Source organism: Sphingomonas sp. Leaf37, from assembly GCF_920939475.1.
Classification (GTDB): Bacteria; Pseudomonadota; Alphaproteobacteria; order Sphingomonadales; family Sphingomonadaceae; genus Sphingomonas.
Genome location: NZ_CAKLAX010000003.1, coordinates 21,019 through 34,382, shown reverse-complemented (window position 1 = coordinate 34,382; position 13,364 = coordinate 21,019). Strand labels below are relative to the sequence as shown.

At 68.0% G+C, this 13,364-nt stretch carries 10 protein-coding genes; 8 read left to right on the top strand and 2 right to left on the bottom strand.

Annotated elements, in window-relative coordinates; all coding sequences use genetic code 11:
• Positions 1-149 precede the first annotated feature (149 nt).
• Positions 150-656 (top strand): EF-hand domain-containing protein, encoded by a 507-nt coding sequence (locus tag LRA87_RS09865; protein WP_230631269.1) that lies wholly within the window; start codon positions 150-152, stop codon positions 654-656.
• 59 nt (positions 657-715) lie between these two features.
• Here the strand turns inward: LRA87_RS09865 and LRA87_RS09860 are convergent, their stop codons facing one another.
• Positions 716-1,789, bottom strand: coding sequence for a glycosyltransferase family 2 protein (locus LRA87_RS09860; protein ID WP_230631268.1), 1,074 nt, complete (start codon positions 1,787-1,789; stop codon positions 716-718).
• On the bottom strand, positions 1,786-4,296 hold the full coding sequence (locus tag LRA87_RS09855; protein WP_230631266.1) for a DegT/DnrJ/EryC1/StrS family aminotransferase: 2,511 nt from the start codon (positions 4,294-4,296) through the stop codon (positions 1,786-1,788). The genes LRA87_RS09860 and LRA87_RS09855 overlap by 4 nt, the downstream gene beginning before the upstream one ends.
• A gap of 261 nt (positions 4,297-4,557) precedes the next feature.
• Here LRA87_RS09855 and LRA87_RS09850 point away from each other — a divergent pair, with 261 nt between their 5' ends.
• The 7 genes from LRA87_RS09850 to LRA87_RS09820 all read left to right on the top strand — a co-directional run bounded on the left by LRA87_RS09850 (position 4,558) and on the right by LRA87_RS09820 (position 13,223).
• On the top strand, positions 4,558-5,028 hold the full coding sequence (locus LRA87_RS09850) for a MarR family winged helix-turn-helix transcriptional regulator (RefSeq protein WP_230631265.1): 471 nt from the start codon (positions 4,558-4,560) through the stop codon (positions 5,026-5,028).
• Positions 5,025-6,428: an efflux transporter outer membrane subunit gene (locus tag LRA87_RS09845; RefSeq protein WP_230631264.1), complete on the top strand. Its 1,404-nt coding sequence runs from the start codon at positions 5,025-5,027 to the stop codon at positions 6,426-6,428. Before LRA87_RS09850 ends, LRA87_RS09845 begins: the two co-directional genes overlap by 4 nt.
• Positions 6,425-7,603, top strand: coding sequence for an efflux RND transporter periplasmic adaptor subunit (locus tag LRA87_RS09840; RefSeq protein ID WP_230631263.1), 1,179 nt, complete (start codon positions 6,425-6,427; stop codon positions 7,601-7,603). The genes LRA87_RS09845 and LRA87_RS09840 overlap by 4 nt, the downstream gene beginning before the upstream one ends.
• Before the next feature lie 124 nt (positions 7,604-7,727).
• Positions 7,728-9,260, top strand: coding sequence for a DHA2 family efflux MFS transporter permease subunit (locus LRA87_RS09835; protein ID WP_230631262.1), 1,533 nt, complete (start codon positions 7,728-7,730; stop codon positions 9,258-9,260).
• Positions 9,261-9,412: 152 nt separating this feature from the next.
• On the top strand, positions 9,413-10,123 hold the full coding sequence (locus tag LRA87_RS09830) for a response regulator (protein ID WP_230631261.1): 711 nt from the start codon (positions 9,413-9,415) through the stop codon (positions 10,121-10,123).
• Between the two features lie 28 nt (positions 10,124-10,151).
• Positions 10,152-11,462, top strand: coding sequence for an ATP-binding protein (locus tag LRA87_RS09825; protein WP_230631260.1), 1,311 nt, complete (start codon positions 10,152-10,154; stop codon positions 11,460-11,462).
• Between the two features lie 246 nt (positions 11,463-11,708).
• On the top strand, positions 11,709-13,223 hold the full coding sequence (locus LRA87_RS09820) for a SulP family inorganic anion transporter (protein WP_230631258.1): 1,515 nt from the start codon (positions 11,709-11,711) through the stop codon (positions 13,221-13,223).
• Positions 13,224-13,364 lie beyond the last annotated feature (141 nt).

Below are 13,364 nucleotides of genomic sequence, written 5' to 3'. Positions count from 1 at the left end.
CGCGGGGCAGTAGCAGTGTGGGCGTTCGGCCACAAACCTGCCGATGCGGAACCATTGCAATCAATAGATCATTTCCCATTTCAAGTAAGCGTGGCGGCCGGCGTAATCGAGCCGCTACAAGTTTCATGAAGAACGATGGGAGACAAGCAATGCTGAAATATGCTCTTCTCGCCGGCGTGCTGACGATTGCTGCGCCAGCTATCGCGCAGACGCAGGCCAATACTGCCCCGACCTCGACGCAGTCGGCACCGCAGGCCGCATCCGGTCAGGTGGACCCGGCGACGACGCCGCAAGCTGCTCCGGCCGCAGACCCGCAGGCGCAGCCCACCGCGCCGATGGACTCGACCGCGGCTGCTCCTGCAGCGGATGCGGCGCAGAGTGCGGCGGCCGAGCCGGCAGCGGGTGCCGATCAGGTCGCGACCGTCGTCCAGACCGAGTTCCCGGCCTATGACGCGAACAAGGACGGCAAGCTCGAAAAGACCGAATTCGCCAGCTGGATGGTCAAGCTGAAGCAGGTAAGCGATCCGAAGGCATCTGCGACGAGCGCCGAAACAAAGTCCTGGGTCAATGCCGCGTTCGCCCAGGCGGACAAGGACAAGAACCAGTCGCTCACCCAGCCCGAGCTGATCGGATTCCTGAGCCAGGGTCAGTCCTGATCGATCGCGCATGATTAGCGCGAGGCCGCCGGAGCGATCCGGCGGCCTTTCACATCCGGTCAGCCAGTGACGCTGGCAGACGGGACACGGGCTTGCCACCGCCGCACGACGCCGATCGCGCCGCACCACAGCAGCGTCTCGATCCCGGCATAGCCGAGGCCCAGATGTGGTGGGCGGGCGGCTATCACATCGCCCAGCGAAACCGCGCCGGATCGCAGCCCCGCCCGTCCGATCCGCGCCCAGCGGCGTGCGGTTTCCCAGCGGATCAGCTTGCTGCTCTCCGCATCCGGGCGCGCCTGCACGATGAATGCGGCCTGCAACGTCGCGATACCGTTTCCGAGCCGCATCAGTGTCGCCCGATCCGGCACCGGTTCGCCCCCCATGTTATGCCGTACGAGCAACGTGGCCAGTGCCGCTGCCTCGTCTTCGCCGAGCAGCGCGGCATGGGCCTGCGCCAGCACCTGCGTCGCGCTCGCCTGCATCGTCGAGATGAAGCGTTTCGACACGCCGCCGGCATGCTGACGGTACAGGACCAGGGGCTCGTCCAGCCGCGCGACCCTGCCGAAGCGGGCGATGCGATGGTACAGGTCGAAATCCTCGGCATAGACCAGCGCGGGACGGCTGAACGGATCGAGCGCCCGTGCCGCGTCGGTTCGCATCATCACGGTCGACCAGACGATCGGGTTCTCGATCCAGGTCAGCCAGGCGATCAGTTCCGGCGTGGAATGCGGCGCATACTGCATCGCGGACACCTTGCCCTCGCGCAACTGCTCGGCCTGGGCGCCGACCAGCACCACGTCGGCATGCGCCTCCAGATACGCGACCTGCCGCGCTAGCCGGTCGGGCAGGCACAGGTCGTCCTGATCCAGCCCCGCGATGTAGCGGCCCCGCACCGCCGCGATTCCCGAATTGCGGGCGAGGACCGGTCCGCCGTTCTCGCTACGCTCGATCAGCCGGACACGGGAATCCGGCCAGGCCTTGACCAGCGCACGGGTGTCGTCTGTCGAACAATCGTCGATCACGATCGCTTCCCAATCGCGCAAGGTCTGTCGCGCGAGCGATTCCAGCGTCTCGCCGATAAAGGCCACGCCATTGTAGCTCGGCATGACGACCGAGACGACCGGATCCGTCACGCCGCCGCCCGCGCGTCCGCCAGTACCGCGCCGGGCTGCTCCAGTCCCAGCAACTGGTCGACGATCATCTGGCCGACGTCGTTCTGCCACAACCACAGGCCGTTCGCCTGGCCGCGGAAGCTCGCCTCGCCACCCAGTTTACCCCACGGCACGAAGCCTGCCGACAAGCCGATGCCATAGGCGCCCGGCACCGGCAGGTCCTGCGCATCGAGGATACGGCAGTGCCGGTCGACCATCGGGCGACCGTCGTGATGCGCGAGCGCCAGTGGTTGCCCGTCCATTTCCAGCAGCGGCACCGCGCGCGGGCGATAGCCGAGCGCGCCCACCACCAGATCGGCGTCGGCGATGATCCTTCGCGCCTCGGCATCCTCGTCGCCACCGATCCGGTGCGACGCGACGCGGGGATCGGGCGTGCGACCGCCCAGTGCGAGCATCCGCAGCACCAATTCGCGCGATTCGAGGCGCAGGCCGGCCAGCCGCAACACGAAGCCGCTTACCGGGCAGATATCGTTCTCGTTGAAATCGTGGAAGCCCTCGGCATGCGCCGCCGCAATGGTCGGATAGAAGGGTTTGAGCGGCTGGCGATGCAGGATCGTCACCGCGCCGGCACCGAAGGCGAAGCCCGGCTGGTTCTTCAGCAGCAGCACGGCCGCGGCGATCGCGCTGGTCGACGCGCCGATGATCGCAACCCGTGGCGATGCTCGCCCGCGCAGCCGCTCATGCACCTGTTCGACCCCGCCGAGCCGCAGCAGCGTGTCGGATCGCATCAGCCGCTTGCCGGCGAGCTTCCCCAGCGCCACGCCAGCGACGCGCTTTGCGGCGACCTGTTCGTCGGTCTGATAGCCCCCGGTCGCCACCACGACGTTGCGCGACACCAGCGTGCGCGTTGCCCCGCATGCGTCCTTTACCGACGTGCGCCAGCGGCCATCGCCGGTGCGCTGCACGCTGGTCGCGTCATGGCCGGTCAGCACCTCGCCGCCGTGCGCGGCGACGATGCCCTTCAGCCGGTCCGCGGTCACCGACAGCAACGGCGCGGTATCGGTCAGCGGCGCGCCCAGTTCGGCGACGTAGCGCTGCATCAGCTGCCCGGCGGGATGGTGCTCCAGCGACGCGAGTTCGGGATGCGGGTTGTTCTTCACCGCCGACAGGAACGTTTCCGCCGTGGTGTCCGACCGGATCGCGTAATTGCCGAGCTCGCCCGATCCCATCCGCGTCCGCCGTTCGACGATGGCGAAGCCCGCCTCGACGAGCGGCACCAGCTTGTTCTGCTTGCTCGCCGACGTCAGCATAGCAGTTCCGGCAGGGCCGCCGCCGATCACCACCGTCGCCAGATCCGTAGCGTCCATCATCTCTCCCACCCGCGCGACCGCGGTATCCGCGATCCGTTCGATCGCCATCATCAGCCGCCCGGCGATCACCGGCGCATCCGCCGGAGTCATCGCATCGGTGATCGGCAGGCTCAGCATCCGCGCGCCGATATCGTCGGCGACCGGCGTCGGCTCGACCAGCGCGATGTCGCGGAACAGCGGCTGTTCGCCGATATGCGGGCTGAAATACTGGCCGACGGCCACACCGTCTTGCGCCAGCGCGGCAACGATCGCGGCCCGGTGCGGTGCCAGCGCTTCGGGCAGCAGCACCGGCATGAATTGCGTCGCCTGTCGCCGGCCCTGCCGCCGCTGCGTCGCAAAGGCGGGCAGGGCGTCGCGATAGGCCGTGTCGATCGCGGCGCGATGATCGCAGATCGCGTCGATGTCGGTCAGCTTGGCACGGGCCATCAGTCCGATCACCTCGGGCAATTTGGCGTTGATGCCGGGCAGGGTGGCACTGCGCCCGCCCTCGAACCCGAAGTTGATCATGCTCCGCAACTGGTCGATCAGGGCACGGTCGCCGCTATGGATCAGCCCGCCCTCCGCGACCGAAAAGGTCTTGGTCGCGTGCATCGAATAGACGATGGTGAACGGCGCGCCGGTGCCGAACCCGCGGCTCTCGCCATCCAGCGTGCCGAGCGACGCGGCGGCGTCGATCACCACACCCACCTGATAATGTTTCGCCAGCCATGCATAGCGATCGAGGTCGATCGCCGTGCCGAACGTCGCATAGGGCACGATCACGCCGATCCGCTCGCCGTATCGCGCCAGCAGCGCTTCTTCCTGCGCGGGATCGGCCGCCCATGTCGCAGCTTCGATATCGCAGATCAGCGGCGTCAGCCCCGACCAGACCGCCGCCTGCGCCGTGGCAGCGAAGGTCAGCGCCGGCATCAGCGCCAGCGTGCCCGGCCGCGGATGCATCCCCGCCGCCTGCCGCATCGCGACCATCAGCCCCAGCGTCGCATTGCCGACCGCGAGGCTCGCCCCGGTACCGCCGAACATCCGGTCGGTGATCTCCGCCTCGAACGCCCTCACTTCGGGACCATTGTTGCTGAATACGCCCGACGCCTCGATCCGGCGCAAGCCGTCGGTCAGCTCACTCAGTCGCGGCGGATTGGGCGCGATCAGCGGAAATTCCATGGGTCGGTGGTCCTGCGAAGTCCAAGGCGATGGCCTAGCGCCCCGGCCCTAAGAAGCGGTTAGCGATGGAGAGGTGCTCGATTCCTCTCTTGCTCCGACAGTCGATGGGGCGTCGCCGCGAACCCATGGTTTCATGGCCCACCTCCCGCTCCGTCACCGCTAACGCGGCGCCACTTCCCCCGCGCGGGGGAGGAGTGGGAGGCGATAGCAACATTATGCAACACTATTGACTGCCTCGGCAACCATTGCCATGGCAACCGCATGGCGTTCTACAGCGACTCGAATTTCCATCCCGAAAACTCGATCGGCTACCTGATCCGTCGGTCGGAACAGCTCGGCACGTCCGCGCTGGAACCGGTGTTCGCCGCGCATGACATTACCAAGACGCAGTGGAGTGCGCTGGTGGCGCTGCATTTCGATCGCGCCTCCACCTGCGCCGAAATCGCCCGCGACCTCGGTCACGACAAGGGCGCGACGACGCGGCTGGTGGATACGCTGGAAGAGCGTGGCTGGGTGACGCGCGCCCGCGGGGAAGAGGATCGCCGGCTGGTCCGCGTCGCGCTGACGCCGGCGGGCGAGGCAATCGCCGCGACGGTTCGCGACGTGGTGATCGCGCTGTGGAACGACTGGCTGAAAGACTGGAATGAAAAGGATGTCTCAGAGTTGACCCGTCTCCTTCGCCAACTCCGCAACACCCTGCAACAGGCCTCGGACGACGGCATCTCGGCATGAAGATCGCCAACCTGTCCCCGATCGCGGCGCTGCTGCTCGGTGCCTGCGCCGTCCCGCACAGCCCACCCGCAGTCGCTCCCGTTGCGCCTGCATCGCTCGGCCTGACCGGTCCCGTCGCACCCGCGATCGCCGATCGCTGGTGGACCGGCTTCGGCGATGTCCAGCTCGACCGCCTCGTCACCGACGCCACGGCGGGTAACCCGACGCTCGACGCCGCACTCGCCCGGGTGGCGCAGGCGCAGGCGGTGCTCGCCGGCCGCGATGCCGCCAACGGCCCCGACCTGACGCTCGACGGATCGGCGCAGGTCGCGCGCCTTTCGGGCCGCTACACCATTCCGCCGCCCTTCGCCGGATCGGTGCGCTTCGTCGGGCAGGCGCAGGCGAACCTCAACTGGAACCTCGACCTGTTCGGCCGGCAAAAGGCGGCGATCGAAAGCGCCCGCGCCTCGACGCAGGCCGCCGCGCTCGACCTCGCCGCCGCACGCCTCGCGATCGCCGGATCGGTGGTGCAGACCTATATCGATCTCGCCCGTGCCGAAGCCGAAGCCGGCATCGCCCGCCGGACCATCGCGACGCGGCAGGAATCGCTGCGGCTGGTCAACATCCGCATCCGCAACCGCCTCGCGAGCAATCTTCAGGCGGTCGCGGCCCAAACCCTGCTGGCGCAGGCGCAAGGCGCGCTGGTCCGCGCCGAGGGTAGCCGCGCGCTGGCGACCAACGCGCTTGCCGCACTCGCCGGGCGCGGTCCGGACTATGCCACGACCATCCGTCCCGCGATGTTGAACTTCGATGCCGCGCTGCCGCTGCCGGCGCAGGTGCCAGCCGACCTGCTCGCCCGGCGGCCCGATATCGCCGCCGGTCTCGCCCGGATCGATGCCGCCGCTGCCGGGCGTCAGGTCGCCCGCCGTGCCTTCTACCCCAACGTCAATCTCGCCGCGCTGGCGGGGTTTCAGGCGGTCGGCCTCGGCAACCTGTTCAGCCTCGATGCCGGTACGGCGGGGGCAGGCCCGGCGATCCACCTGCCACTGTTCGACAACGGCAGGCTGAAGGCGGACCTCGCCGGCGCAACCGCTGCGCTCGATCTCGCCACCGCCGATTACAACGATCGCGTCGCCGGCGCAGTGAAGGAGGCGGCGGACGCGATCGCTCTGGTCGCCAATTTGACGCAGCAACGCGCGCGCACCGCAGAGGTCGTCCGCGGCTTCGGCGAAACCAACCGCCTCAATGCGATCCGCGTCTCGAGCGGCCTCGATAGCAAGCTCGACCTCGTCGACAACGATGTCCGGCTGCTCGATGCGCAGCTCGCCCAAGCAAACCTCGCTGCCGAAGCAGCCCGTCAGCGCGTCGCGCTGGTGTTGGCGCTCGGCGGCGGCTTCTCCGCCCAGGAATCCAGCCGATGACCGATACGCAAGCGCCTGCTCCCGAACCCGCCCCCCAGCCGGCTGCCGACGGCGGCAAGTCGCGCACCCGTCGCCGCGCCTTCCTGATCCTCGGCGCGATCGTCTTGATTGCCGCCATCGTCTGGGCGGTGTTCCACTTCCTGCTCGCCAAGCCGGAACAGGAAACCGACGACGCCTATGTCGCCGGCGATGTCGTAGCGATCACTGCGCGCGATCCCGGCCAGATCACCGCGATCCACGCCGACAATACCCAGACGGTGAAGGCCGGCGCGCCGCTGCTCGACCTCGATCCCGCCACCGCCGACGTCGCGCTGGCCTCGGCGGAGGCGGAACTCGCCCGCGCCGTCCGCGCGACCCGCGCCGACATCTCGAAGGTGTCGGAAAGCGGCGCTTCGGTCGTGCAGGCCCGCGCACAATTGGGTGCGGCGACTGCCGATTATGCCCGCCGACAGGGTGCGGCAGCGCAGGGTGCGATTTCGGGCGAGGAACTCGCACACGCCGCCGATGCGGTGAAGATCGCGGGTGCCAACCTCAACCTCGCGCTGAGCCAGCAGACGCAGTCGCGCTCGGCGGTGCAGGGGACCGACACCAGCACCAATCCCGCCGTGCTCGCCGCCGCCGCAGCCTATCGCCGCGCCGCGATCACCCGCAGCCACATGCATATCGTCGCGCCGATCGACGGCGTCGTCGCGCAGCGCACGGTGCAGCTCGGCCAGCAGGTCGCGCCCGGCACGCCGTTGATGGCGGTGGTGCCGCTCGACAAGGTATGGGTGGACGCCAATTTCCGCGAGACCCAGCTGAAGGACCTGCGCATCGGCCAGCCGGCGACGATCACCGCCGACATGTACGGCGACGACGTGGTCTTCCACGGCCATGTCATCGGCGTCGGTGCCGGTTCGGGCAACGCCTTCGCGCTGCTGCCGCCGCAGAACGCATCGGGCAACTGGATCAAGATCGTCCAGCGCGTGCCGGTACGCATCGGCCTCGACCCGCGCGAACTGAACCGCAATCCGCTGCGCGTCGGGCTGTCGGTCAATGCGACGGTGGATACCGCGAACCTCGGCGGCCAACGCCTCGGCCGCGCCGCGACGCAGGCGTATGGACGCAAGCCCACCGACGGCAGCGACCCCGCCGTCGAGGCGCGCATCCGCCAGATCATCGCCGCCAATCGCTAATGACTCCGCGCCTGCCCTCACCCTTCGCCGGCTACGCCGTCTTTTCCCTCTCCCGTCGGGAGAGGGAGGGAGGCGCGCAGCGCCGGAAGGGTGAGGGCAGTCAGCATCGTTGGGACAAACGCTGATGCCCGCCCAACCCGCTCCGCTGACCGGCGGCAAGCTCGCGCTGATCGCCTTCGCGCTCGCGCTCGGCACGTTCATGATGGTGCTCGATACCACGATCGCCAACGTTTCGCTGACGACGATCGCGGGCAACCTCGGCGTATCGAGCGACAATTCGACATGGATCATCACCGCCTTCGCCGTCGCCAACGGCGTCGCGGTGCCGCTGACCGGCTGGCTGATGGGCCGGTTCGGCGTCGTCCGCACCTTCTGCACCGCGGTCGCGCTGTTCACGCTGGCCTCGTTCCTGTGCGGCATCGCGTGGAGCCTGCAATCGCTGATCGTGTTCCGCATCATCCAGGGCGCGGTGTCCGGCCCGATGATGCCCGGTAGTCAGGCGCTGCTGATCTCCGTCTTCCCCTCCGACAAGCGCAGCACCGCACTCGGCGTCTGGTCGATGACCACACTGGTCGGCCCGGTGATGGGACCGATCCTCGGCGGCTATATCAGCGACAATTATCACTGGAGCTGGATATTCCTCATCAACGTCCCCTTCGGCATCTTCACCGCGCTCGTGTGCTGGCGCGGGCTGAAGACGCGCGAGACGCCGACGCGCAAGCTGCCGATCGACACCGTCGGGCTCGGGCTGCTCGTCGTCTGGGTCGGTGCGCTCCAGATCATGCTCGATCTCGGCAAGAACGCCGACTGGTTCGCCGATACGACGATCTGCGTGATGGCGGTGGTCGCCGCGATCGGCTTCGTCGCCTGGGTGATCTGGGAACTGACGGACGCCAACCCCGCGGTCGACCTGTCCTTGTTCAAGAGCCGTAACTTCGCGATCGGTAACATCGCCTTCTGCCTCGGCTATGCGGTGTTCTTCGCCAACATCCTGATCCTGCCGCTATGGTTGCAGACGCAGGTCGGCTACACCGCGACCTGGGCCGGGCTGATCGCCGCGCCGAGCGGCATCGTCGCGGTCGTGCTGTCGCCGTTCGCGGCGCGCATGTCGGGCAAGATCGACGCGCGCATCCTCGCGACGATCGCCTTCATGGCGTTCGCGCTGTCGTATTATATGCGCTCGGGCTACACGACGACGGCGAGCTCATGGGACTTCATGCTGCCGTTGCTGGTGCAGGGCGTCGCGATGAGCGTGTTCTTCCTGTCGATGCTCACCATCTCGCTCGACGGCATCCCGCCGCAGCGGTTGCCCTCGGCGACCGGCATCTCGAATTTCGCCCGCATCGTCGCGGGATCGTTCGCCGCGTCGATCATCACCACCGCATGGGACCGTCGCGAGGCGCTGCACCAGAGCCGCCTGTCGGAAGCGGTGGGGCAGGGCATGCCGCTCCAGATGGCGAGCGAAGCCCTCCAGAGGATGGGCGCGACCTCGACGCAGGCGGCGGCCGCGATCACCCGGCAGATGGTCGGGCAGGCCTATCTGCTCGCCTCGACCGACTTGTTCCGCGTCTCGGCGTGGTTGTGCGCCGTGCTGATCGTCATCGTCTGGTTTACCCGCCGGCCCAAGGGTGGTCACGGACCCGTGGCCGCCGACTGAGTCAGCGGGAGCCCCCTTTTCCGGTCAAAGGAGCAAAGGGGCTCCCGCCTTGGCGGAAGGGACGCGCGGAGGGTTGCGGATGTTCCCGAAGCGGACCGGTGCGCAATGCGGGTCGGTTGACCCCGGCACCGTCCTTGCCTACCTCTCGGCCCATGACCGCCCCCACGATCCTCCTGGTAGAGGACGATCCCGCCCTTCGTACCCTGACCACCCGCGCGTTGCAGGAAAACGGCTATCTCGTCCGCCCCGCCTCCGCCGCGCCTGAAATGTGGCTGGCGCTGGAAGCCGGCCCGGTCGACCTCATCCTGCTCGACATCATGCTCCCCGGCACCAGCGGCATCGACCTGTGCCGCGCGCTGCGCCAGAAGAGCGAAGTCCCGATCATCTTCATCAGCGCCAAGGGCAGCGAGACCGATCGCGTCGTCGGCCTCGAACTCGGCGCCGACGATTATATCGCCAAGCCGTTCGGCACGCGCGAGCTGATCGCCCGCATCCGCGCGGTGCTGCGCCGCGGTTCGTTGGAGCGCAATCCCGGCGAGCGCGAAGAGGGCGTGCTGACCTTCGACGGATGGCAAGTCACGCTGCCGCGCCGCGAGCTGACCTCCCCCACCGGCGCGATCGTCGACCTGACCGGAGCGGAGTTCGACCTGCTCGTCAGCCTCGCCGAACATGCCGGCCGCGTCATCGCGCGCGAACGGCTGATCGAACTGTCGCGCACGCGGCTGGGCGACAGCTCGGACCGCAGCATCGACGTGCTGATCAGCCGCCTGCGCCGCAAATTGTCGAGCGCGGGCAAGGATGCGCCGATCATCACCGTCCGCGGCGTCGGCTACATGCTGAATACCGAGGTGACGCGCCGTTGATCGGCGATCGCAACCCCGCATATTCGGCATGAAACGCTTCCTGCGCCCCTCGATCGGCATCATCGGCCAGATCGTCGCCATCCTCCTCCTGACGATGGTCATCGAATTCGGCGTCAGCACGTTGCTTTACGAACGTGCGAGCCAGTTCGCGGTGCGCGACGACGAGGCCCGACGCCTTGCCGAACATCTCGTCATCGCCCGCCGCTTGATCGCCGAACAACCGGTGTCGCGCCGCGACGACATGGCCGAGGACCTGACCACCGAACGCTATGCGCTGCACTGGCAGCAGAACCTGCCCGCGCCGCCGCCGATCGCGCCCGCGCTCGACAGCATGCGGCATCAGGTGGTGGAATGGGAACCGACGCTCGCCACCACCGATCTGCGCCTGAAGCTGACGTCGCCGGGGCGCAGTTCGGTCGTCACCGGCGGGCTGCAACTGCCCGACGGCAGCTGGCTGTATTTCCGCACGCTCGAACCGCTGCACAATCTGAACCTCGCGGCGGAGCGTATCCTGCTCGCGCTGATCCCCGCGCTGGGATTGATGATCCTCGGTGGCCTGCTGATCCGCCGCTCCCTGCGTCCGATGCGCCAGCTCGCCGCCGCCGCCGACAGCTTTGGCGATACCGAGCATGATCCCATCTCGGAAACCGGCCCGCGCGAGGTGCGGCACGTCGTCGTCGCCTTCAATCGCATGGCCGCGCGCATCCAGCGACTGATCGCCGACCGCACTCAGGCACTCGCCGCGGTCGGCCATGATCTGCGCACGCCGCTCGCCCGCCTGCGCCTCCGCGCGGATGGTGTCGACGACATTGCCACGCGCGATGCGATCCAGCGCGACATCGGCGAAATGGAGGCGATGGTCACCTCGCTGCTTGCGTTTCTCGGCGGCGACAGCGATCCCGAAACGCCGGTGCTGACCGATATCGCCGTGCTCTGCGCGACGCTGATCGACGATGTCGAGGACCGAGACCTGCCCGGCATCTACGACGGCCCGGCGCATTGCGAGGTCACCGTCCGCCCCGTCGCACTCAAGCGCGCGCTCGCCAACCTCGTGGAGAATGCGCTGCATTATGCCGGCAACGTCGTGCTGCGCCTCGACAGCGCGCCCGACGGTGTGACGCTGACCGTCGAGGACGATGGCTCCGGTATTCCGGAGGATCAGCTCCGCCGTGTCCTCGAACCCTTCGTCCGGCTCGACAATGCGCGGCCCCGCGACACCGTCGGCTTCGGTCTTGGTCTGCCGATCGTCGCGCGAATCGTCGAGACCGAGGGTGGCACGTTGACCCTCGCCAACCGGGCAGAGGGCGGATTGCGCGCGACGATCGTCCTGCCGCGCTGATTTCGGACTCGCGCCCGGACGCCGGAAACAAATTAAAACGTTCGCGCGCCGACTCAGCAAGGTGGGCGGCATAGACGGCATATCCAATGCGGCTCTTGCCGTCCGGGAGTATCGCGCCGTGAACCCATCGTCCGAACCTGTCATCCGCCCCGGCACATTGCCGGACAACGATCGGTTCACGCACGCCCCGACGTCGCAAGCGCCCGTCCTGATCCGCGCCATCGCGCGCGGGGTGGAGTAACCATCATGCTCGGCGCTCTCAAACTGCCATCGATGCCGGTCATCACGCGTGATCTCACCGCGTCGATCGTCGTGTTCCTCGTCGCCATGCCGTTGTGCATGGGCATCGCCGTCGCCTCCGGAGTCCCGGCCGAAAAGGGCCTGATCACCGGTATCATCGGCGGTATCGTCGTCGGCAGCCTCGCCGGTTCGCCGTTGCAGGTCAGCGGCCCGGCCGCCGGCCTCGCCGTGGTCGTGTTCGAACTCGTCCGCGACCAGGGGCTCTCGGCCCTCGGCCCGATCCTGATCCTCGCCGGCCTGATCCAGGTCGTCGCCGGCATCGCCCGCCTCGGCGGCTGGTTCCGTGCGATCAGCCCGGCGGTCGTCCACGGCATGCTTGCCGGCATCGGCGTGCTGATCGTCGTCGGCCAGTTCCACGTCCTGTTCGACGCCAAGCCGTTGCCCAGCGGCCTCCAGAATCTGGCGGCGGCACCCGGCCGCATCCTCGGCCTGTCGGTCGACACGATCGAGGCGGCGGAACTGGCCTTCGGTATCGGTATGCTGACGATCATCGCGATGCTCGGCTGGGAAAAGCTGCGGCCCGCGTCGCTGAAGCTGGTCCCCGGTGCGCTTGTCGGCGTGCTCGCCGGCACGTTCGCGGCGATGGCGTTCGGTCTCGACGTGTCGCGCGTCAACGTGCCGCAGTCGATCGCGTCGGCGATCACGCTGCCCGGTACCGAATTGTTCGCCAAGTGGATGAACCCGTCGATCATCACCGCCGCGCTCGCCATCGCCTTCATCGCGAGTGCCGAGACATTGCTGTCCGCCGCCGCGGTCGATCGCATGCACGACGGCGTTCGCACCAACTACAACAAGGAATTGCGGGCCCAGGGGATCGGCAATTTCCTTTGCGGCCTCGCCGGCGCGCTGCCGATGACGGGCGTGATCGTCCGTTCGTCCGCCAACGTGCAGGCTGGTGCCACCACGCGCCTGTCGACCATCTTCCACGGTATCTGGATCCTTGGCTTCGTCGCCTTGCTGCCGTGGGTGCTGCGTGAAATCCCGATGGCGGCGTTGGGTGCGATCCTGGTCGTCACCGGCTGGCGCCTCGTCAGCCTCAGCCATGCACGTCACCTGCTGTCGCACTACGGTCCGCTGCCCGCGTTCATCTGGCTCGCGACGCTCGTCACCGTCGTCGCCGAGGATCTGTTGACCGGCGTGCTCGTCGGCATCGGCCTGTCGATGCTGGAACTGGTGCCGCACCTCAAGCGCCTCGGCCTCAACGTTTCCGAAGGGCAGGAGGGCGGCGCGCATGCCATCAACCTGTCCGGCTCTGCAACGTTCGTGTCGCTGCCCAAGCTGTCGGACACGCTGGAGCGCGCGCCCGCCGGCCAGCCGGTCCGCCTCGACGTCACCAACCTGTCCACCGTCGATCACACCTGTGCGGAACTGATCAAGGACTGGTTCCAGCGTCGTCGGGCCGCCGGCGATTCGGTCGAGCTGTTCGGCGCCCGTGGCAAGACTGCCGCACTTGCGCACTGATCGTGCGCGCGGCGCGCATTCGGACAAAAAGGCATTGAACCGACGATTATGCTGCGATAGCGAATAGGCGTTCGGGAATGATCGGTGCCCCTCCTTCGGGAGTGAGCGCGCCGGCGGCCCGGACGCAGGAGGGACCCTCCA